This is a genomic window from Nonomuraea sp. NBC_00507, assembly GCF_036013525.1.
Lineage (GTDB): Bacteria > Actinomycetota > Actinomycetes > Streptosporangiales > Streptosporangiaceae > Nonomuraea.
On sequence record NZ_CP107853.1, the window covers coordinates 7,752,173 to 7,773,922 of the forward strand.

At 68.4% G+C, this 21,750-nt stretch carries 19 protein-coding genes and 1 pseudogene; 10 read left to right on the plus strand and 10 right to left on the minus strand.

The genetic code is table 11. The features are described 5' to 3' along the window. Positions 1-66: 66 nt before the first annotated feature. Entirely contained in the window at positions 67-573 is a 507-nt protein-coding gene (locus OHA25_RS61570; protein ID WP_442941935.1) for a recombinase family protein, read from the plus strand. Here the strand turns inward: OHA25_RS61570 and OHA25_RS37235 are convergent. The 4 genes from OHA25_RS37235 to OHA25_RS37250 form a co-directional block, all read right to left on the minus strand. Continuing rightward, entirely contained in the window at positions 551-1,486 is a 936-nt protein-coding gene (locus OHA25_RS37235) for a hypothetical protein (protein ID WP_327581605.1), read from the minus strand. The genes OHA25_RS61570 and OHA25_RS37235 overlap by 23 nt on opposite strands. After that, a complete protein-coding gene (locus OHA25_RS37240) occupies positions 1,483-2,550 on the minus strand; it encodes a hypothetical protein (protein ID WP_327581606.1) in 1,068 nt (355 codons plus the stop codon). The genes OHA25_RS37235 and OHA25_RS37240 overlap by 4 nt, the downstream gene beginning before the upstream one ends. A 953-nt stretch (positions 2,551-3,503) precedes the next feature. Next, positions 3,504-4,511, minus strand: a complete 1,008-nt coding sequence (locus OHA25_RS37245; RefSeq protein WP_327581607.1) for a phosphotransferase enzyme family protein — start codon at positions 4,509-4,511, stop codon at positions 3,504-3,506. Between the two features lie 202 nt (positions 4,512-4,713). Next, positions 4,714-5,808 carry a MalY/PatB family protein gene (locus OHA25_RS37250; RefSeq protein ID WP_327581608.1) on the minus strand — a complete coding sequence of 365 codons (1,095 nt, stop codon included), beginning with the start codon at positions 5,806-5,808 and terminating at the stop codon, positions 4,714-4,716. Positions 5,809-5,979: 171 nt separating this feature from the next. Between OHA25_RS37250 and OHA25_RS37255 the strand changes: the two genes are divergently transcribed. Then, positions 5,980-6,438 carry an Lrp/AsnC family transcriptional regulator gene (locus OHA25_RS37255; RefSeq protein ID WP_327581609.1) on the plus strand — a complete coding sequence of 153 codons (459 nt, stop codon included), beginning with the start codon at positions 5,980-5,982 and terminating at the stop codon, positions 6,436-6,438. 220 nt (positions 6,439-6,658) lie between these two features. Here the strand turns inward: OHA25_RS37255 and OHA25_RS37260 are convergent, their stop codons facing one another. Then, positions 6,659-7,522 carry an RHS repeat domain-containing protein gene (locus tag OHA25_RS37260; RefSeq protein ID WP_327581610.1) on the minus strand — a complete coding sequence of 288 codons (864 nt, stop codon included), beginning with the start codon at positions 7,520-7,522 and terminating at the stop codon, positions 6,659-6,661. Positions 7,523-7,579: 57 nt separating this feature from the next. Beyond that, positions 7,580-7,705, minus strand: a complete 126-nt coding sequence (locus OHA25_RS37265; protein WP_327581611.1) for a hypothetical protein — start codon at positions 7,703-7,705, stop codon at positions 7,580-7,582. On the opposite strand from OHA25_RS37265, the pseudogene OHA25_RS37270 reads away from it, so the two are divergent. The 7 genes and pseudogenes from OHA25_RS37270 to OHA25_RS37300 all read left to right on the plus strand — a co-directional run. Beyond that, positions 7,704-9,812, plus strand: a pseudogene (locus OHA25_RS37270) (DUF4158 domain-containing protein); the annotation flags it as partial. The gene OHA25_RS37265 and the pseudogene OHA25_RS37270 overlap by 2 nt on opposite strands. Positions 9,813-9,858: 46 nt before the next feature. Beyond that, entirely contained in the window at positions 9,859-10,767 is a 909-nt protein-coding gene (locus OHA25_RS37275; protein WP_327591092.1) for a Tn3 family transposase, read from the plus strand. A 604-nt stretch (positions 10,768-11,371) separates the two neighbouring features. After that, positions 11,372-12,571 carry a hypothetical protein gene (locus OHA25_RS37280; protein ID WP_327581612.1) on the plus strand — a complete coding sequence of 400 codons (1,200 nt, stop codon included), beginning with the start codon at positions 11,372-11,374 and terminating at the stop codon, positions 12,569-12,571. Positions 12,572-12,961: 390 nt separating this feature from the next. Then, positions 12,962-13,495, plus strand: a complete 534-nt coding sequence (locus OHA25_RS37285; RefSeq protein WP_327581613.1) for a hypothetical protein — start codon at positions 12,962-12,964, stop codon at positions 13,493-13,495. 27 nt (positions 13,496-13,522) lie between these two features. Next, complete coding sequence (locus OHA25_RS37290) at positions 13,523-14,542, plus strand: hypothetical protein (RefSeq protein ID WP_327581614.1); 1,020 nt, start codon at positions 13,523-13,525, stop codon at positions 14,540-14,542. Positions 14,543-14,564: 22 nt separating this feature from the next. Continuing rightward, positions 14,565-15,896 (plus strand): Dyp-type peroxidase, encoded by a 1,332-nt coding sequence (locus tag OHA25_RS37295; RefSeq protein WP_327581615.1) that lies wholly within the window; start codon positions 14,565-14,567, stop codon positions 15,894-15,896. A gap of 40 nt (positions 15,897-15,936) precedes the next feature. Then, a complete protein-coding gene (locus tag OHA25_RS37300; RefSeq protein WP_327581616.1) occupies positions 15,937-16,806 on the plus strand; it encodes a bile acid:sodium symporter family protein in 870 nt (289 codons plus the stop codon). Between the two features lie 145 nt (positions 16,807-16,951). On the opposite strand, the gene OHA25_RS37305 is transcribed toward OHA25_RS37300, so the two are convergent. Next, positions 16,952-17,089 carry a hypothetical protein gene (locus OHA25_RS37305; protein WP_327581617.1) on the minus strand — a complete coding sequence of 46 codons (138 nt, stop codon included), beginning with the start codon at positions 17,087-17,089 and terminating at the stop codon, positions 16,952-16,954. On the opposite strand from OHA25_RS37305, the gene OHA25_RS37310 reads away from it, so the two are divergent. After that, positions 17,075-17,353: a WD40 repeat domain-containing protein gene (locus OHA25_RS37310; protein ID WP_327581618.1), complete on the plus strand. Its 279-nt coding sequence runs from the start codon at positions 17,075-17,077 to the stop codon at positions 17,351-17,353. The genes OHA25_RS37305 and OHA25_RS37310 overlap by 15 nt on opposite strands. 67 nt (positions 17,354-17,420) lie before the next feature. Here OHA25_RS37310 and OHA25_RS37315 read toward each other — a convergent pair whose 3' ends face one another. From OHA25_RS37315 to OHA25_RS37325, 3 genes are all read right to left on the minus strand, one after another. After that, entirely contained in the window at positions 17,421-17,957 is a 537-nt protein-coding gene (locus OHA25_RS37315; RefSeq protein WP_327581619.1) for an NUDIX hydrolase, read from the minus strand. A 1,581-nt stretch (positions 17,958-19,538) separates the two neighbouring features. Beyond that, on the minus strand, positions 19,539-21,074 hold the full coding sequence (gene mobF, locus OHA25_RS37320; RefSeq protein WP_327581620.1) for a MobF family relaxase: 1,536 nt from the start codon (positions 21,072-21,074) through the stop codon (positions 19,539-19,541). Between the two features lie 198 nt (positions 21,075-21,272). After that, the gene (locus OHA25_RS37325) at positions 21,273-21,716 is read right to left on the minus strand and encodes a GyrI-like domain-containing protein (protein ID WP_327581621.1); all 444 of its coding nucleotides are present in this window, start codon (positions 21,714-21,716) and stop codon (positions 21,273-21,275) included. Positions 21,717-21,750: the final 34 nt, after the last annotated feature.

A 21,750-nucleotide genomic window follows, 5' to 3' on the forward strand; every position in this document is an offset into this window, starting at 1 on the left:
ACGCCAAGTTCCACCAAGGCATCAGGCGGGCGGCAACCACGGCCAGGTGCCCGCCACCGCGTCGTTTTGGAGTCCTTCACCGGGGAGGACTCGCCGATGGCCACCCTGCTGCTGAGCGTCATGGGCGCGTTCGCCGAGTTCGAGCGCGCCCTGATCCTCGAACGCCAACGAGAAGGCATCGCCGCGGCCAAACAGCGCGGCGCCGTACACCGGCCGCAAACCCGCGCTCACCGCCGAACAGGCGCAGCAGCTGCGAGAGCGCGCCGCCGCCGGCGAACGCAAATCCACACTAGCCAAAGACTTCGGCATCAGCCGCGAGACGGTCTACAGCTACCTCCGCCCGATCACCGCCACCGGCTGATCAACTGCTTAGCGTTGTTTTTGGGCTGGAAACTACGGGCGGGCCTCGTGACGGTGGATCAAGCACGCGGCCCGTTTCCGCCGTATTCCGGTGGCACCCCTACCATTGCTGCCGGAGTCAAGGTCTCGGTCGGCGTCGTGCACAAGACCGTGGCCAACGCCCAACAGGAACAGCTGTGCCCCCGGCTCGTCACGAGGGCAGGCGGTCGATGACCGTGGCGGCGTCGGCCTTGGAGCCCCTGACCGTCACCACGAGGTTGCTGACCCGGACCCATATGGTGTCCTTCTTCTGGAACGCCTCGTCCCCCAGGCCGTTCACCATTTTGAATGGCTTGCTTCTGTAATGGGCGAACATCGCCTTGGCTACGGCGATCCCGCTCTTGCCGCCCCACGCCGCTGCGTGCCGTACCGTGACGTCGCCGTGGTCGCACGAGGTCGCCGAGAGGGGCTTGCCGTCCTTCACCAGCGAGCACGCGTACGGCGCCGCGGCGAACCGTCCGTCCGACGGGTCGGCGACGGTCGGCGCCGACCGCGCCACGGCCTCCGCCACCCACAGCGCAGCCTTCCGCGCGTCGTCACGTTGCCGTGGGTCGTCCTGGGCGGGCTTGCCTTCGCGGAACCTGCCATATCGGACGATGATCACCACGTTACTGAGCCGGTAGCCCAGAACCGTGCTGGATGGCCCCAGGTCGTAGACGACCGACTCATCACCCACTCCCGGAAAGGAGTTCGTAGCCGGGTCGCGGGTCTTGGTCCGTCCGGCAGCCCACCACAGGTCAGCCGGTGGGTCCTGAAGATACGCGCGAGCTCGCGTGATGTCGGTGGCCAGATGAAAGCTGACTACGAGTTCGTAAGCCGACGCCGCCGGCAGGGAAGGAGCCGAAGGCCGCCAGACGCACGCCGGCCCGCTGTAGGCCCCAAGGGCGAACGGGACCAGCTGTTCCGACCGCTCAGCAGTGAGCAGGGCGCACGGATCGAGCACATGGGTGTACCTGCCGGGCCCGGTCTCCTGCGCGATGGACGCCTGCGGAGTGCGGGCGGCCTGGGAGGGCTTCACGGGCGGATCTGCCGAGCATGCAGCAGTGAGCAGCAGGAGGTATGCCGCGAGCAGCCGTACGCGCGTCATGAGAGACCCGCCACGATCCACCGGGCGGCCTGCTCGGCACGGGCCGGGTTCGTCGCCTCGATCCTGCCGATCAGGTTGGCCTTCCTGAAGATCACGGTGTTCCCGTCAGCGAGCGCCTCGTGCGCGATCCCCACGGTCACCGACTTGTCTGTCTTCCAGTGCGAGACCATCTCCTTCGCCTGAGCGATGCCGTCGCCTGCCGGACCCCGCCGGGGCGCCCAGAGCTGCACGACTAACCGTGGGTCCTTGAATAACGCTCCCCAATGGCAGCTGCTGGGATGGCTGCCCAGCGGCTGGATACTTCCGGCTTTCAGCTTCTTGATCTGTGCCGCGGTGAGCGTGGCGCAGGCCAGCGGTGTCTCCGTGAAAATCCCTGGAGGTGGCGCGGCGGTCCGTTCCGGCGGGCTCATCCGTTCGAACGCGGTAGCCATCCGCTTGCTCACCTCCACCGCGCCCCGGCGCAGACGGTTCGCGCTCACCCTGCCATCGATCCCGGTGTAGCCGACCTCCAGGAGGACGTTGCCGACGCGGAAGACGACCTCGACGCGCTCCAGCCGCTTAGTGGAAAGCCCCAACCGCTTCGAGGGAATGGTGAGGAAATCGACCTCATGAGCCTCATCGCCAACGCCCTCCAACGCGCGTGCCGCCGTTGTGGTCGCATCGCGCCTGTTAGCAGTCATCACTCCGATGGCGGGATCCGACCAGATCGTCAGCTCGGATGGACGTAAGTCGTCGGCGTGGCGCGTCCGGTAGATCTCATGCGTCTGCGCTGAGGTGCGGCTCCACGGTTCCACGTCCTTGTCGGTCCCATAAGTCTCGGGTAGTTGCTCGGAAGTCCAGGTAGACCCCTCCCCGTTCGGACCGACCGGCCGGACCTGGAGGCCCACGCCCCTTCCCGCCCAGACGCAGTGGATACCCTCATGCTCGACCTTGGCGTCCGGCACGAGCCGCTCGACCAGGCCGGCATCGACTACCGAGCAGAAGTCGATCGGAACGGGAAACCTCGGCTGGACTGCCCCCGGCAACGGGTTGAGCCACAGCAACAAAGCAATCATCAGCCGCACGACCCGGCACATTAGCCACCATCGGTATGTTCCGGGTATGTCGCTTCGGCCTTTCAGGAGGGCTGCACCTGACATCCAGCTCGGCGAAGCTCATCTTGGTGCTCGTGCGGGCGCCGAACCGGCGCAGCACCTCGGCTGGGTCGAGCCCGCGCAGCAAGGGCACGCAGTAGATCTCGCCGAGCAGGTCGCCCCGATCGCCGTACGGCGATCGCAGCCAGCGGAACGGTGCCAGCGCATCGATCGTCATTCCGGGATCTCGGCAGGCCCTCCAGCCCGCTCCACCCTGTCGCGCGCACCTGCTGTTCGAGAGTGACCTGCTGCCGCTGTAATCACGGATGGTCACTACCGTGCCTCTCGGCATCGAGAACTCGCGACAGGTGAATAGGCGACTCCACCAGTACCGAGGCCGAACAGGCCCTCGCCGCCGTGTGCACCAGAAGAAGAGCCAGGTCACGAGGGCCGCGCCGCGCCAGATCTGCAGGGCATGTCAGTGGCCGTGATGAGACCCTGGATGGCCCAGGCAAAGACCGTCATCCTCGAGATCGCTACATCGTTCCGCGTGGTGGACTTGCCCGTCGCCGCGGACGGGCGCTTCTCCTGCGGGTCTCTAACAGGCCTGGAGGCCTGGATGAAGATCGATTATGAGACGTGCAGGGCTCCTACCTGCGAACTGACACGCTGTGCAGATTCCTACTGACATCCCGCTGCAGATTCGCAAGCAGTCTGTCTCGACTCACCGAATCTGATGCATGAGCATGGCGCCGACCTGGAGTGCATCAGTTGTGCTGATCCACGGACAAGCCATGCGGCTCAGCGAAGCTGATGCACGCAGAAGATCGGGGTCAGCCGAGATAACAGGAATTCCGGCCGTGAGCGGATCTTGAACTCTCTGACCTGCGCAAATATCGAGGTACCGAGCCCCGTCGTGGGCTCGCGCCAGTCGCCCGTCAGAGTCACCCGTGCCCGCCGGCGGTCGCGAGTGACCGGAGCTTCCCGCCGTTGGCGTCGAGCCAGCGGGTCGTGTCCTCCAGCTTGCGGATCCGGTCGGCGACCTCGCCGAGCTCTGCCTTCCCGTTCAGCCAGCGGCCTCCTCGCGACAGAGCGCTACCGACGGCCCGGGCGAGGAGCAACCGGGGCAGCGCGTCGGCCTCGGCGGCGTCCAGCGGGCGGACCGAGGCGTACCCCCGGAGAAAGGCCGCCGTGCGGAGTTGCCAGTCGCGCGTCTCCAAGGCCCCGCTGTAGAACAGCGCCGCCGTTACGTCCTGGACCAGGAAGCCGACCCCGGCAAACTCGAAGTCAAGCAGCCCGCTCACCTCTCCGGTGTCCTCGTCGACCAGCACGTTCGAGGCCGCCAGGTCACCGTGGATGACCTGGGTCGGCAGCGCGCCGCCGCCCGCAAGCCACTCCTGCTCGACGCGGCGCGCCACGGCGTCGAGACGGGCGACCCGCTCCGCGCTGATCCCGGCAGCGCGCAGCTGACGGCAAAGGGCGCCAACGTGCGGCACGGCGGGGTGCGTCAGAGGATTACCGCGCCAGTGCCCCAGCCCGTCTTCTGGCGGCACGCCCAGCATCGCCTCGCCGAGCAGCCCGGCCGCCCGGCCGAAGCGCTCGAGTGCCGTCTGGCCCGTGAGGTCGGGCCGCACGCCGGGGATCCACCGGCAGACGGTCGCGGGCCCGGCCGCGGTCTCGATCACCGTGTCCCCGCTGAGCGCGGCGACTGGCTCAGGCACCTGGAAGGGAAGTCCGGCCTGCCGTAGCCACCGCAAGATCTGGTGCTCGGCGTCCACCTGCGCGGCGGACAGGGACTGGCTGACCTGGAGCACGAATCGGAGGTCCGCCTGGCGGAGCATGAACGTCTGGTTGTTGGTTCCCTGCTCGGCTCGGATGATCGTCGTGCCCGGGGGGAAACCCCACGCTGCAAGCAGCCGTGGCAGGAACTCGAGATCGGCGGGCGCGCTCACGCGCCAATTCTGGCGGCATACCCAGACCGGCGCGCAACCGGTTGGCCTGCCAGTAGGAGCGGAACGGCGAACCGGGTTTAGCGTCACATCCGTTGACACTGTAGGTCTGACCAGGCCAGTCTTGCCCAATGGCGGAGTCTGATGGTGTGCAGCGGGTCCGGAGATTCCTCGTGCATGAGCAGGGTCCGGTGTAGCCCTCGGGTCACTCCAGAGCGGCGGCCATCCGCCGGACCGCCTCGGCGATCAGGTCGGGTGAGGTCGCCAGGTTCAGGCGGACGAATCCGGCGCCGCCGGTGCCGAAGTTCGCGCCGGAGTTCAGAGCGACGCGACCGCGCGCCAGGAAGACGGCGGCCGGGTCGTCGCCCAGGTCCAGGGCCCGGCAGTCCAGCCAGGCCAGATAGGTGGCCTGGGCCGGCTGGTAGCGCACAGCGGGCAGATGTTCGGCCAGCAGGTCGACCAGCAGGCGGCGGTTGTCGTCAAGGCCGACCAGCAGCCCGTCGAGCCAAGCACACCCGTCTCGCAAGGCCGCTGCGTGGGCGATGTTGCCGATGTGGCTGGGGCCGTGACTGACCTCTTCAGGGATGCGGGCGAGGTCGTCAGCCGCGTCGGGGCCGGCGATGGCGAGGGCGGCCTTGAGACCCGCCAGGTTCCAGGCCTTGGACGCCGACATCAGTGATAGCCCGCTCTCCGCGCCGGGCACGCTCAGGTACGGCACGAAGGCCGCCCCTTGAGCCACGATCGGAGCGTGGATCTCATCAGCGACAACGCGGACCCCGTACGTCCGAGCCAACCGCGCGACGTCCGCCAGTTCGGCGGCGGTATGCATGGTCCCGGTCGGGTTATGTGGGCTGCACAGCAGGTAAACCGGGCGCGCCCGGCCGGCCGCGGCGCGCCCGAATGCGCCCTCCAGCACCTCGAAGTCGATTCGGCCGCCCGGATCCAGCGGCGCTTCGACGATGGGACGGCCCATGTTCTGAAGGAACTGGTAGAACGGTGGGTAGACAGGGCAGTTGACGACCACCGGATCGCTCCGTCCGGAGACCAGTTTGAGCATCTCGACGATGCCCAGCATCACGTCAGGAACGATTGCCGTGCGCTCCACCGCGAGCCCGTCCCAGTCCCACCGCTTGCTCGCGAATCCGGCCAGCGCCTCGGCGTACCCCGTCCCTACCGGATAGCCGGTATCTCCGAGCGCCACCGCGTCCAGGATCGCCTGCGCGACCGGCTCGGCCAGGAGAACGTCCATCTCGGCGACCCACAGAGGCAGCACGTCGTCCGGGTATGTACGCCACTTCATGCTCGTGCGACGCCGGAGCTGCTTCAAAGAGAGCTGACGCAGCGGATTGGCGACGCTCGTGGCAATAGTGTCACGCGACATATCGTGCATGAGCGAAAGATAAGCGAAAAGCTGGGCGAATATCTTGCCTCTTGTGCCCGTTTAGGCTGGTTTCCTGGGAGAATTTCACACATGGACGTTGTGGATCGCAAGATTCTTGCTGAGCTGCAGAAGGACGGACGGTTGACCGTGACCGATCTGGCCGACCGGGTGCAGCTCAGCGTCTCCCGCTGCCAACGGCGCCTGCGCGAGCTGGAACGCACAGGCGTCATCCGCGGCTACCACGCCGTCGTGAACGCCGCCGCGCTCGGTCTCGGCTTCGAGGTTCTGGCCTTCGCCACCCTGCGCCAGGAGAATCAGGACACCCTCACCGCCTTTGACGAGGCCGTCGCCGCCATCCCGCACGTCGTGCAAGCGCAGCGCCTCTTCGGCGACCCTGACTACCTGCTGCGTGTGGTCGCCGCCGACCTCGCCGCGTATCAGCGTCTCTACGACGAGAAACTCGTGCGACTGCCGGGCGTGCAACGTCTAAGCTCCACCATCGTCATGAAACACGTCGTCGATACTCGCCCCCTTCCGGCACGCCCGTAACCTCCAGGAGCCGCGCGGACCATGTCGTACCACCACACCCAGATCACCATCTCGACGCGAAGCGGCACCTCTTCGGCCCGGCACGGCGATCCTGAGAGTGGGAAGCGCCGCAGCAAGGCGGGGTCGGCGATGCGCATCTCCAGGCGGGCGAGCTACTGGCCGAGGCACTGGTAGATGCCGTGGCTGAAGGTGAGCTACCCGCGAGCCCCGGCGGCGAGGTTCACCTCGTTGCCGGACAGGAACTGCGTGGGGTCCCAGTTGGCGGCGGCCGGGTGCACACTGACAGGCTCGCCTTCCCGGATGATCCCGCCCCGAGCTCGACGTCCTGCACCGCAGTGGCCGCGACGCCGTACTGGACGATGGCGAGCTGAGCAGCGACTTCGGTGACCCGGATCAGCCGGCCGGCCTCGTCGTAGTCGTAGTCCTGGGCGCTGCCGCCCGGGCCCTGCCGGGCGGCCACGCGGCCCTGGTTGTCGGGCAGCGCGGAGAAGTCCAGCCAGGTGGCGTCGTCCTTGGTGTAGGTCAGCGCGACCTGGGTCCCGGTGTTGTCGTAGCGTGCCGTGCCGGTGAGACCGCCGGGATAGACCTGCCGGCTGAGGCGGCCGTCCTGGTCGTAGGAGCCGGTGAAGGCGCCGGCGCCGCCGGTGTCCACCTTGGTCGGCAGGTCGCGACGTTCCGCCCTGCCTGCGGCGTCCACGCCGTTGTAGGTGAAGGTGATCAGTCCTTTCCCGTCGTGGGTGGTGGCGATCTGGCCGTCGGCGTTGTAGGTGACGGTGGAGACGTTCCCGGTGGCGTCGGTCATGGACATGGCTCGGCCGAAACCGTCGTACGCGATGCTCACCTTGTCGCCTCCCGTGCTGGAGGTCTCGGCGGGCAGTCCGGTGGCCGGGTCGAAGCCGTAGGTGGTCTCCGGGACCGCCGTGCCGCCCGCGCCTTCGGGAGTGACCCGCACCTGCGACTTGATCACGCGGCCGGCGGCGTCGTGGGTGAAGGTGAGGGTTCGGGTGGTCTGCCCGGAGACGTCCGTACGCACTGCGGTGTCGCCGTAGAAGGAGTACGTGGTCCTCCGGACGGGGAGCGGCAACGTGCACATGCGGGTGGAGGCATCCGGGCAGGGCCGCGTCTATCAGGCTGGCCGCGATCAGACCATCAACGAGTGATGGGCGCCCAGCCGGTGCCAGCCCTCGCCCAGCCGGCTGGTCACCAGCACCCGCCCGGACAGGGCCGTGCGCGATGGGGGCGCCCTGGCATGCCTGGAGGCCCCCATGCCGGTCAGTTTCCTCACCCCCGAGCAACGCAGCCGATACGGCGTCTTCACCGCCGTCCCCGACATCGCCCAGCTGGGCGCCTTCTTCCACCTGAACGCCGACGACCGGCGCCGGGCGATGGCCGCCAACGGCGCGCGCAACCAGCTCGGCTGGGCCGTGCAACTGGGCACCGCACGGTTCTTGAACTGCTTCCTGGACGATCCCGAGGACGTTCCCGCCGCGGTGGTCGACTACGTCGCCGAGCAGCTCGGCCTGCAGGCAGCCGACCTGAAGGGGTACGGCGAGAAGGAAGCCCGCTGGGATCATCAGAAGCAGATCCGCACCGGCTACGGCTACACCGCCTTCGCCGGCGAGCAGTGGTTCGCGCTGGCCTGCTGGCTCTACAAACGGGCCTGGACCACAGGCGAGCGCCCGATCGTGCTGTTCGACCTGGCCACCCACCGCCTGGTGGAGGCCAAGATCCTGCTGCCCGGCGTCACCACCCTGGAACGGCTGATCGCCGCGCTGCGCGAGCGCGTCGCCGCCCGCCAGCACGCGCTGCTGGCCGCCGCCCCCAGCCCCAACCAGACCGCCGTGCTGGAGAACCTGGTCAAAGTCGAGGTGGGCCGGCGCGTCTCCCGGCTGGACCGATTACGCAAAAGCCCCACCGACGTCAGCAGCACCGGCCTGGTCAAAGCCCTGGACTGGCATGTGGAACTACGCGCCCTGGGCGCGGCCGGCTGGAACCTGGGCGCGGTGCCACCCGGCAAGATCGCCGCACTGGCCCGCTTCGCCCACGCCGCCCGCGCCCAGGCCGTCGCCGACCTGGCCGGGAGCCGCAAACTCGCCACCCTGGTCGCCTTCGCCGCGACCATGACCCCCCAATCGGCCGACGACGCGGTCGAGGTGTTCGACCTGGCGGTCGGCGACCTGCTGCGCACCTCAGCGTTCAAAGCGGCCAAAGAGCGGATGCGCACTCTCAAGGACCTCGACACCGCGGCGATCGTGCTGCGCGAGGTGTGGCTGAAGATCCGCTCCGTCGCCGAAATCCCCGACGGCGACATCCGCGCCGCCCTCGATGAGATGGATCTGGCCGCCATTCACGCCGCGGCTGACGTCATCGGCGACATCGCCCGCGAACCGGATGAGGATTTCCAAGAAGAGTTGCTGGATCGCTACGCCACCGTCCGACGCTTCCTGCCCAAGCTGCTCAAGCACCTCGACTTCGACGCCGGCGCCGATCAGACGCCCGGGCACGGGGTGCGGCGCGGCCATGAGGTGCTGGCTGCGCTGGACTTCCTCAAGGCGATCGAGCGCCGCCGCACCGACATCGACCCCAGCGAGGTTCCCGCGGGCGTGCTGACCTCGGCCTGGCACCGGCGCGTTTTCCCCAAACGCGGCGAGCTGGCCGGCACCTTCAACAAACACGCCTACACCGTGGCGACCGTCGAGCGGCTACGCGAGTCACTGCGCCGCCACGAGGTGTTCGTGCCGGGCCTGCGCAAATGGGGCGACCCCACCGCCGGGCTGCTCAAGGGCGCCGAGTGGGAACGGGCCCGCCCCCGCATCTGCGATGAGCTGAACCTGTCCCCACAGCCCGGCACCGACGTGGAGCGGTGGGCCGCCACCCTCGACTTCGCCTACCGCCAGCTCGCCGCCGGCCTATCCGGCGAAGACGACGGCCGCAACGACTGGGTACGCCTGGCCAAGAACGAAGATGGCAAGGACCACCTGGTGCTCACCGGCCTGGACCGCCTGGACGAGCCCGCCTCCCTCACCGCACTGCGCGCCGACATCGACGCCCGCATGCCCATCGTGGACCTGCCCGAAGCCCTGCTGGAGGTGCACTCCTGGACCGGCTGCCTCGACCACTTCACCCACATCTCCGAAGAGGCGCCCTCCCGCAAACAGGACATGACCACCTCGATCGCCGCCGTCCTGGTCAGCCAAGCCATGAACGTCGGCATGCGGCCGATGGCCGCCGAAGGCGAACCCGCCCTCGCCCTGGACCGGCTGTACTGGGTAGAGCAGAACTACCTGCGCGCCGCCACCCTCACCGCCGCCAACGCCGCCCTCGTCGACCACCACACCGGCCTGGAATTGGCCCAAGCCTGGGGCGGCGGCGAACTCGCCTCCGCCCGACGGACTGCGGTTCGTCGTCCCGGTCAAAACCATCAACGCCGGACCCAACACCAAATACTTCGGAAAAGGAAAAGGCGCCAAGGGCGTCACCTACTACAATTTCACCTCCGACCAATTCACCGGCTTTCACGGCATCGTCATCCCCGGCACCCCCAAAGACTGGTACTACATCCTGGAAGGGCTCCTGGACCAGGAAACGTCACTGAAGCCCACCGAGATCACCTCCGACACCGCAGGCGCCTCCGAAATCGCGTTCGCCATCTTCCGGCTGATGGGCTGGCAATTCTCCCCACGCCTGGCCGACGTTGGCAGCGCCACCCTGTTCCGCGCCGACCCGGCCGCCCACTACGGCACCATCGACGCCCTGATCCGCAGCCGGGTCAACATCAAGCTGATCAACGACTCCTGGGATGATCTGCTACGGGTGGCCGGATCGCTGCTCACCGGCGCGGTCAAGACCAGCGAGCTGTTTCGCTACTTCGCCGGCGGCGGCACCCCTACCCCCATCGGCCGCGCCCTGATGGAACTGGGCAAACTCGACCGCTCCACCTACCTGGCCAGCTACTACGACGACGAACTGCTACGCCGCCGGGTCAACACCCAGCTCAACCGGCAAGAATCCCGCCACACCCTGGCCCGCAAAATCTTCCACGGCCAAAAAGGCGAACTCCGGCAGAAATACAAAGAAGGCCAGGAAGATCAACTCGGTGCGCTGGGCTTTATGACCAACATCTGCATCCTGTGGAACACGGTCTATACGGCCCGCGCCCTGGAAGAAATGCGGGCCGAGGGTAAGAAGATCTCCGCCACTGACATCGCCCGGCTTTCACCCCTGGGCTTTGAGCATTTCAACATGCTCGGCCGCTACAGTTTCTCCCTGCCCGACCTGGTCCGCGACGGGCAACTGAGGCCGTTGCGCACACCCCCGCCCGCCGAGTAACCCCCCTGACGTTCAGCGCGCCGGATGCTCCCGGGCCGCAACGCCCTGCGCGAGCATCCGGCGTACCTGCTCATGGAGATCCCAGCGCTCGTACCGATCTTGCGCAGGCCCCACCCCTCACCCCGCGCGTCCGCCATCGCCACCATCAACGCCGCACCGGTCACCTCCGCCAACCGGCGCAGCCGTACCGCAGGCGCCAGGTCGGCGATCTCCCGGCAAAAAGGATCAACATCAGCACGCAGGAACGCCACACCCTCAGAATCCGCCATCGGGCAAGACTGGCCTGGTCAGACCTACAGTGTCAACGGATGTGACACCAAGCCCGGTTCTCCGTTCCGCTCCTACTGGCAGGCCCGGTTATAGGCGCGCCCGCATCAGTTTCACTGAGCCGACATCAGACCTACTGAGTCACGACGTCAGCTTGACTGAGCCGCATCACCTTCACTGAGCAAGGACACAGTCGCGATGACCACAGGCGAAGGCTGCCCGAACTAACTTGCGGGAATCTTGCCTTCTCGCAAGTTGTCTCGCGTCAGGAGGGACGCAACAAGCCACAATTTTCGATTTGTATTTTCTAGAAAATCGAAAATGGTAGGCTCCTGCTGTGACTGCGGAGACCAGTGTGGTGACGCCGTGCAAGCATTGCGGGGCGCCGATCGAGCAACGACGGGGCCGGGGGAGGCCCAAGGCGTACTGTCCCGAAAAGGACTGTCAGGCGGCCGCCAAGCGAGAGCGGGAGCTCCGGCGGGCCACGCCAGGTCTGGAGGGCGCGCTGGCCAGGGCCGAGCAGCTGTATGACCGCATGGAGAGCGGGCTGGCGTCGGCCATCGAACCTCTGGCGCGCGCCCTGGCCGACGAGCTGAGCCCCGCGGGAGTGGAGGCCAAGCTCAGCGCCGTGCAGGCTGAAGCGCACACACGGGTGGCGATCGCGCGTACCGAGCGGGAGCAGGCGTTCGAGCAGGTACGGCTGGCGCGCGAGGCCGCCGAGCACGCCCGCAGGCAGACGACCGAGATGCGGGCCAAGCTCGAGGAGGCGGAAACCGAGCGGGAGACGGCGCTCCACGACGCCGAGCGGGCGCGCGAGCAGGCGCTGGCGGCATTGCGGGAGGCCGCCAGCACCGAACGGCAAGCTCTGCAGACGGCCGAGGAGGCGCAGCGGCGCGCGGATGCGGCCGAGCAGCGCGCCAAGGAGGCCGCACACCAGGTTGAGCTGACCGAACGGGCCAGGGATCAGGCCGTGCAGGAGCTGGCCGAACGGGTAGAGCTGGCGGACCGGGAGGCTGCGGAGGCGCGGGCGCAGGTCATGCAGGCGCAAGAGGAGGCTGACCGGGCACGGGCGGAGACGGATCGCGCCCGGGCAGACACGGCGACGGCCGTGCGGGCCCGTGAGCAGGCCGAACGGGACGTGATCGCGGCCCGAGCCCGGGAGGAGGCGGCGGGGCAGGAGCGGGAACGCGCCGTGGAACGGGCGGTCGCGGCCGAGCGGGCCGCGGCGGAGGCCGGCCGCGATCGGGCGGTGGCACTGCAGGAGGCCGAGAGGGCCGCGGCCGAGGCCACGCGGTTGACGAGACGGGCCGCTGAGGTCGAGGAGGAGGCCGCGACCGCGCTGAGCCGGGAACGAAAGCTCATGACACGGGAGAGGACCCGCGCCGATGCCGCGGTCAAGGAGCTTGATCAGGCGCGGGCGGAGCTGCGGCTGGAGCGGGTACGGCTCGAGGACCTGCGGGCCGACCTGGAGGCGGCCCGAGCCGAGGCGGCTCAGCTGCGGGAACGGGCGGTCACCGCAGAGTTGCGAGCGGGTTGACCCTCCAACCGGGCCCCGGACTCGGGCGACGTGCTGGTAAGAATCGTGCCGCACGCCCCAAAGCGACGCTGCGTAACCAGGAGCTGCCCGGACGGCTTGACATAAAAGTAGTTAGCGAGCAATGCGACCTGCGGAAACGCCCGGTCCAGTGTTATTGAGCGGCATCGCGCCTGACTCATCCCCGAACGCCCGGACCGAAACCGGCCCTTTGGTGGGTGGCACAGTCGCACACCGTGACCTGGGGCGATGCCGCTCGTTTGGGCCGTATGGCGCGATTCTTACCGGCGGCCCATGTAGGCCCAGCATTGGTGGCCACATCGCACCGCATCATGAGACAATTGCCGTAGTCAGGTCACTTCAGTCTCCCCCTATGCCAGGAGGGGGATCGGCATGGAGATCAGACCGCAGGCGGTCGCCATCCCGAAGGAGACCGACCATCTGGAGCAGGGGAAATACGGCCCCATCTTTCCGAAGACGCCGGCCTGCTACGGGTTCACCATCATCGCGAAGGTCAAGCCCGGCCGGGCCGACGCCATCCGCAACCATGGGAACGCGCTCGCCAAGGCGGTGGAAGCCGATCCGCAGTTCCTCGCTCCGCTCAAGCTGCACTACCTGCGCTGGGTGCTCTTCGACGACGACACACGATTCCTGTATCAGGGAATCTTCGACACCGACTTCGACAAGTACACCGAAGACGCCGTCGCGCTGTTCGGCAAGGCGGGGCTCAACACGACCTTCGAAAACCTTGAGGGCTTCCCCGAGGACTGGAAGACCAACCCGGAGGCGTTCATCAGATTCGTTCGTGAGCATCATTGCCCGAGCTTCATCGAGTACGGCGAGTACCCGTACTTCACCGCCGATGAGATCAAGCAAGCTCTGCGGATCAAGAGCGCTCTGTCGGAGATGCTCGATCAGCTGCAGTGACATCCGCCGGCGCTGCCTGGAGGCGAGATGAGCGAGTCCGGAACCGCGCGTACCTACAACCAGAACCATGTGCCGCGCCCCTACAACCCGGGTCGGCGCCGGTTGAGCATCTACGTCGCGTGGAGCTATCCCGCCGAGGCGGGCAGGAATGTGGCCGAGCTGGACAACCGGTTCTCCACGATGACCGAGGTGCGCCGCGTGACGTGGCCGGCTTACGAGGACCCGAAATGGTCGGATCCGCTGCGGTTCCAGCAGGGCATCGCGGGCGGGCTGGAGCTGTTCTTCTGGGGCTGGCTGCCCTTCCAGCAGTTCGTCGAGGAGGCCACCGGTTACCCCGTGCCCGTGTACCAACGCGTCGATCAGGCGGGTTTCCACACGCCGCTGGACGAGCGGGTGCTGGCGGACACCGACACCCTGTTCGTGTGGGGGCTGGATCACATGATCACCGGGCAGGACGCCACACCTGCGGAGATCGAGGCGGTGCGTGATTGGCTCACTCGCGAAGGAACCTGCCTTGCTCTGGGGCCGCATCACGACGTCGGCGCATCGGACGACATGGCGGTGCGCGACATGGAGTATCACCATCACGGCGACGCGTTGGTGCCACGCCAGCAACGCTTCGGAAGGTACACCCGATCGCTGATGGCCGGTCTGGGGGTGCCCGTCGAGAACCGCTATGGGCTGCGTCCCGCGGTGGCGGAGGGGAACAGGAGCGCTCCTCTGTCCATCGCCAGGGACCTGGACACCAAGGGGTGGCTGGAAGGTGTGTCCAGCTTCAACTTCCACATGCACCTGCCGCACTACGCCGTCACCACCGACGATCCGAACGTCATCCACGTGCTGGGCAGGCAGCCGATCGACATGTCCAGGCCGCCGCACCCGTTCACCGAGGCCGGGAACACTGAGTTCAACATGTTCCTGTGGATGCCGCCGAGTGGGGACCGGGCCGGTGACGTGATCTTCGCCGACACCACGATCTTCAGCTCGCTGTTCGGCGTCGACGAGAGCCTGCGCACCTTCTGGCACAACATCGTCTCGGCGAAGTAGCACTACAGGGAGGCGGGTTCCGGTGAGCGAGCAAACCCACGTCAAGCTCGAACTCGACGACATCCAGCGTGGGGTGCTCAGCCCCCGGCTGACGCCGTACGCGGCGACCTACATCGTGTTCCGCATCGATGACCGCGAGCACGGGCGGGAGCTGATGCGGCGCGTGAGCGCCGTGGCGACCTCGGCCGCCGACACGGTGGGCCCGCTGGGTGAGACGTGGATCAGCATCGCCCTCACCTACCACGGTCTCAAGGCGCTCGGTGTTGCTCAGGAATCGCTGGACACGTTCGCCTGGGAGTTCCGGCAGGGGATGGCCGCACGGGCGAAGGCGCTGGGCGACATCGGCGAGAGCAGTCCCGAGAACTGGGAGCCCCCGCTTGGCACGTCCGACGTCCACGTGGTGCTGGTGGCGCTCGCGCCTGACAGCGCGCAACTGGAGGCCGCCATCGATCGTGCCCGCCCCGCCTATGACGCCCTGACCGGCGTAACGGCGATCTGGCGACAGAACTGCCACGCGCTGCCCACCGAGACCGAACCCTTCGGCTACCGCGACGGCATCAGCCACCCGGCCGTCGAGGGCAGCGGCATCCCCGGATCCAACACGCTGGAGGAACCGCTCAAGGCCGGCGAGTTCGTGCTCGGCTACCGCGACGAACTCGGCGGCATCCAGACCCCGCAACCCGATGTCCTCGGACGCAACGGCACCTACGTGGTCTTCCGCAAACTCCACCAGCGCGTCGCCCTGTTCCGGCGCTACCTGAAGGACAACTCCACCAGCCCCGAAGACGAGGAACTGCTCGCTGCGAAGCTCATGGGACGTTGGCGCAGCGGCGCGCCGCTGGCGCTCAGCCCGGACCGCGACGATCCCACCCTCGACGCCGACCCGCACCGCAACAGCTTCCTCTACCACAAAGATGACCCGGCGGGGTTCATCACCCCCGGCGGCTGTCACATCCGCCGGGGCAACCCCCGCGACGCGGCGGTGGCGGGCGTGGTGAGGCTGCACCGGATGATCAGACGCGGCACCGTCTATGGCCCGCCGCTGCCCGAAGGCGTCCTGGAGGACGATGGGGTTGATCGGGGGCTGATGTTCGCCTTCATCGGCGCGCATCTGGGGCGGCAGTTCGAGTTCGTCCAGTCGGAATGGATGAACGACGGCGTCTTCTTCGGCTCCGGCGACTCGAAGGACCCTGTCGTCGGCTCCACCGACGGCTCCGGCGACTTCACCATTCCCCGGCGCCCCGTACGGCGGCGCCTGCTCTCCTTGCCGAGATTCGTGGTTACGCGCGGCGGCGAATACTGCTTCATGCCCGGACTGAGCGCACTGCGCTGGCTCGGCGACCTCACAGACTGAGCATGACAACGCCGCTCTTGCCCAGAGACCGGGGATCCACATGGACACGCTGCAGCTGCTGTTCAACGCTGTCACCGTCATCTTCATCGCGGCCACCATGTTCGCCGCCGGCCTCGGAGCGACGCTGTCGGCCTTGCGCGTCGTCTTCGCGAACGTCTCGCTGCTCATGCTGGTGCTTGTGGCCAACCTGGTCGCCATCCCGCTCCTCGGCTGGGGCCTCGCCGCGCTGTTCGGCTTGCCCACGGCGGCGTTCATCGCGCTGCTCCTGATCGCGTCCTCACCCGGCGGGCCGTTTGGAGCGAAACTCGGCATGGTGCAAAAGGGCGACGTGGCCGCAGGTGCGGCGATGCAGGTACTGCTGGCTGCCATCGGCAGCATCACCTTCGGTCCCACGGCGAACGTCATGCTCAACGCGGCCAACGTGGGTGGCGGGGTTTCACTCAATGTCGCGACACTTATGCTGACCGTCGCGGTCCTCCAGCTCGTGCCGTTTGCCGTCGGATTGATCGTTCGCCACTACGCGCAGCCCACAGCGCGATCGTGGCACCCCGTGGCCGCCACGGTGTCGAACGTGACGTTCCTCGCCGTACTGGCGGGCATGCTCGTGGGTAACTGGCGTGACGTCGTCGCGCTGATCGGCTCACTCAGCCTGTTGGCGGGCTTCGTGTTCTCCGCCGTCGCCTTCGCTCTCGGCACAGCCCTGGCCACAGGACCACGGACACGCCGCACCACCATGGGCGCAGTCGCGGCGGTTCGCAACGCGGGACCGGCACTCGCCGCCGTCGGTATCGCCTTCGGCAACGAGCCGGCCATCCTGGGAGCGCTCGCGGCCGTCCTGGTGAGCGGCCTGGCCGCAGCCCTGCCCATCGCCGCGGTGCTGAGCCGCCGCCGGGGCGAAACCACGGTATGACTGCCCATGCCGCCATCTGCGTGAGCGTGGTCGAGGCTGATGCTCACACCCTCGCCAACTTCCTGGGTCTTGACCGGCCGCCAGGCGCTCCACGCGCCCTGCCCGCAGTCACAGCCTGGCGTGATACGTCGACGTCCCCCCTCGATCACCGGCCGCCCGCCAGCCCCTCGGCATCCCCGACCGTGACCCCCGACGGCTCCCTCGCGGTGGCCTTCAGCCGAGACGGGCGCACCCTGGCGACCGGCGGCGCCGACGGGGTCGCCCGGCTATGGGACATCCGCACGGCAAGACCGTACTTACTCTGGCTGGCGAACGCGTGCGTACTCTGCCCGAACACAACAAGGGGATCACCGCGGTGGCCATCAGCCCAGACGGGCGCACTCTGGCAACCGGCGGCGCCGACGGCCTGATCCGGCTCTGGAATATCGAGCACGGCTCGATGATTCGGTCCCAGGACGTGAGCAGCGGAGGCGTGGCTGCCGTGGCATTCAGCACAGATGGCCAGGTCATGATGTACGTGACAATGACTCCACGCACTGACGATTGAGGCGCGAACCCGAAGTGGATCCGCCACACATGTTGCCAGTGGGCACCAGCATGGGCGGATGGGTGATCTAGAGCCAGGTGTAGTTGTCGTCGGTGACTGCTGGCAGGGCGGCATCGATGATTGGTGCGCGAGGATCGGGAAGGGCGGCCAGCGCGGGCCCGATTGGAGGGAAGATCGGCAGGTGCTCGGTCTTGCGGTAGTCGATCCACTCGATGATGCCGAGCTCGTGGCTGCCGTTGGGGAGTTCGTCGTATTCGCGGTCGGCGAGCGTGGCGCGCACCTGCGCGGTGATGTGCAGCCGGTAGATCATGTGGAGCTTGCGCGGCGGCGGGGTCGGGCCAGGGCGTGAGATGCGCTGGTCGACCGTCCACAGCAGTTGTGGTGCGCTGGCCTGGCGGAGGTCGAGGTGGAGTTCCTCGGCTAGTTCCCGGCGCAGCGCGGCAGGCAACGGCTCGCCGGGTTCGACGTTCCCGCCGGGCGGCGTGTAGTGGGTGGAGGTGGCCCGGTCGCGGCGGATCAAGGCGACGTCGTTGTCGCAGAACACCAGGGCGCCGGTGCGGATTTTGAGGCGGGAGAAGGGTGCCGGATTGGCGATGGTGGACATGCTGGCCAGTATCCCCACACGGCGCGTTCCGGCACCCTTCTGGGTTAGATCGTTTCCGGGGCTAGGTCGTCGCGGCCAGTCCCGGCAACGCGTAGCCGGCGCGGCCTTGTTGGAGGGTGAGGTGTTCAAGCGCGCCGTCGGGCAGCGTGAGGGTGTGGCTGCGCAGCCGGCAGCCGGTGGCGCGCATGGTGGGGGATAGGTGGCAGGGGTCGAGTTCCTGGACCAGCAGGCTCGGCGTGGTGGTGGCCGGGTTCTTTTTGCCGGTGACGGCGATCTGCAGGGTGCGGGTGCCGGTCAGGGGCAGCGGGGTGATGCGCCAGATGGGGCCGCGGGCCGAGGACAGGCTGGCGTAGCCGAAGCCGCGTTCCTCGCGGGGGGTCATCGGTTCGCCGTTGGTGGCTGCCAGGCCGCGGAACAGGCCCTGGGCGCGGCCTTGGTTGACGATCTGGCCGGTGTCGATGCTGAAGCGGGGTGAGAAGAACGCTGCCGGGGGCAGGCCGGCGAGTTCGAGGGCGTGGGCGTAGGCGGCCACCTGCGGGTAGATCTGCTCGCGCAGGTGCTCGGCGGCGGCGCTGTCGTAGTCGGCCAGCGTGTCGGCCTGGGCGGACAGCGCGGCCAGCACGGCCTGGACGTCGCCTTGGGTGGCGTCGGGGAACTCGTCGCGGCGCTGTAGGCCGCGGGCGCTTTTGTAGGCGAGCAGGGTGTTGAGGTACCAGCGGGTGGCGTCGGTGTAGCCGCTGGCCTTGCGCTGGTCGGTGCGCGGGTACTGGTGCGGGGCGGTGAAGCGTCCGTCGGGGTGGAAGTCGGGGTCGGCGGCATAGTACGGGCCGTCGCCGTTGCTGAAGTGGTGCAGCCGCACCAGCCGGGCCTGGTGTGGTCGGTTCAGGGTCCCGGCCAAGGCGGCGGTGACGAGCTCGGCGAGCTCGGCCCGTTCGTGGTCGTGGCAGGTGAGGTGCAGGTAGGGGGCTCCGGGCCGGGAGTAGACGGGCTGGGTGCGCTCGTCCAGGTGGTCGATGACGGTTTCGGGCAACGGCTGCTCGCCGGGCTGGCGGGCGATGAGCAGGTGCGGGCCGCAGGCCAGGACGTGCCGGCCGTTGATGTGGGTGTCGAGCAGGTCGTGGATGCCGACGAGCGGGGCGAAGCGCAGTTCGCAGGCGGCGGTGGCGGCGCCGTGGCCGAGATGCTCCAGCAGCGGCCGGTAGGTGGCCAGGGCGGCGGCCAGGTCCTGGACGTATTCGTGGCGCGACAGCTCGCCGGTGCCGAGGTAGCCGGCCGTGTAGGGGGTGATGGACAGGCGTACCCCCTCGAAGACATCGGCGTACTCGGTGACCAGCCGCTGGTGCATCACGGCCAGGTGGGTGGCGTGGCGGGAGTAGCCGACGGTGGAGATACGCAGTTTGACGCCCAGTTCCTGCCGTGCCAGGGCGGCGTAGGCGTCCAGGTGAGGGTAGGAGCCGATGTCGTTGTCCAGGTAGGGGAAGATCACCCCGGGGCGGTGGATGCGGGCGCCGGCCACGGCCAGGCCGCGCTCGGCCGCGACCTGGGCGACGGAGGTGAGCACGCCGTGCAGGCCGTGCGTGGTCAGCTGCCAGACGTCGCGGCCGGCGGACTGGGAGCAGAACGCGCACCGGTTGAAGCAGCCCACCGCCGGGGCCAGGTACTGCAGGCGGGTGAAGGCTTCGTTGGGCAGCGCGCGCAGTCGGCGCGGGTGACAACTTTGCGGTGGGCGGTCAGGCCGTGGTCGGGTCGCCAGATCCACGCGGCGATCTCCTGCGGGCTGGGCCGCTCGGGCAGCACTGCGCGGCCGTGCCGGCACTCGTGCACGAGCGCAGCGGCGTCGACGTCGGCGGCCCGGCATTGGCGGTGCCAGTCCGCGCGCAGGTCCACCTCCTGCTGGTCGGCCGGCCGGGACTGGCGGGACTCGGCGGAGGCCACCTTCCTGGCCTCGCGCGAGGCCTGACTGTAGCTGGTGCCGAGCTTGGCCAGCAGCGCCTTGACCTGGCCGTCCCGCTTGGAGAATAAGGAACGGACATGCTCGGGGATCGCGGCGATCTCCCAGGCGCCGGTGTGCGGGTCACGGGTCCAGGCGATGCCGTACCGCTGCGTCAGCGTGCGGCGGATGCGCGCCTTGAGCAGCGCGTCGGCCGCGTGGGCGTGCCGGTGGATGTCGCGCCCCCCGGCAGCGATCGCCGACCACCGACGGTCGTCGCGGCCGCGCACCATGTTGGCGATCGTCACGTGCGCGTGCAGGTGCGGGTCCGGGGCCGAGCTGCCGACCGGCCGGGCGGTGCGGTGCCACATCACCCACCCGAGTAACCCCGTCGAGTCGGCTCGCTCGGCGAGCTGTCCATCGCCCTGGTGGCCTCGCTGGCCGTAGGCGGCCCAGGTCTCGACGGCGGCGACCGTCTCGGTGACGGCGGCGGCGAAGACGTCCTCGAGCTCGGCGGCGAACTCGCGGTCGGCGAGCCCGTACAGCACCGACACGCTCTTGACGATGTCCAGGGTGAGGTCGTAGCCGCGGTTACCGATGCGCACCCGGGCATCGCGCCACTTGCGGGCATACGCGAGCGACCGCGCGCTGCACAGCTGAGCCAGGTCGATGCCGGCCGCGCTCGCGAGCTGCTCGATGTCCTTGATGGGCATCAGATGCGCCTCGCCCTGGCGAGCGATACCGCGAGCCATCCGCGCGGCGCGCTTGGCCATCGCCGGACGCTCGTCGAGCAGCTGCTCGACGGTGGTGCCGCGCTCGACGGCCGCGCTCTCCAGGGCCTCGCCGAGCGGCGCGGCCGGCAGCTTGGCGCGCGGGTCGGTCACGTGCTTGGCCGGCACCAGGACCTCGCCGGTGAACGGGTCCAGCCCGCTCATGATGGCGCGGGCGATGTCGTGCTGGGTGGCGGCGAGCGACGTCTCGCTGGCCAGCCCGAGCTCGCGCAGACCTTGGCCCACCCACATCAGCCCGCGCTCGTCAGCCAGCCGGTAGGCGATCTGGCCGTCGGCCTCGGGGTGCGCTCCCTCGTGCTCGTGCTCGCCGGCGCGGTGGATGCCGCAGCCGGCGCCCTCCTGCAGCCGGTAGTCGACCTGCTCCATCAAGGGGCCGATCACGCTCACCCACGCCACGTGATCCACCCCCTTTTTCGGACCCGTCGAACGGTGTCCGTCCCAGCCACACCTTGCGGACGTCCGATCCGTCTACCAGCGACTCGCAAACTGGTTCTGACCGATGCCTGGGTGTTTCTGGTCAGACTTACTCTGCGAATTCGGCTGATCATGGGCGTGGGCAGCGATGGTACGCCTTGACCAAGCGGCGAGAATCTGTCATGTCAGCAGGTAGTAGACCTCGGTCCAAACCTCGGCAGGATCGTCGTGGTGGGGCCCGTAGACCTCCCATCGTGGACCGGCTAGCCGCCGCCTGTGTGCGGCGCACCAGTCGACCACGGTCTGATGTGCCGACGCCAGGCCGGCATACGCTCCGCGGTGGACGGTCATCGCCACCGGCCCTGCGGGCAGGTTCGAGGCCACCACCCGTCCGGTGAGCGGGCATGGTCCGCTCAGCTCGACACCGACTTCGACGTGCGGCACGTCGTCGCGATACAGCATGACGTTGCGACGGCCGCGGTCGATTCCGCCCGCGCGTAGGCACGCCCACACCTCGTCGAGCAGGTCCCTCCACAGCGTTGGGAACTCCTGCCACGTGGTCGTCACAGCGACCACCGCCGTCGGACGGGGCCTGACGTCCGTGGCGATCACCTCGTGACTCATGTCCGTGCCATCCGTTCGGGCGTCGACGTGGGTG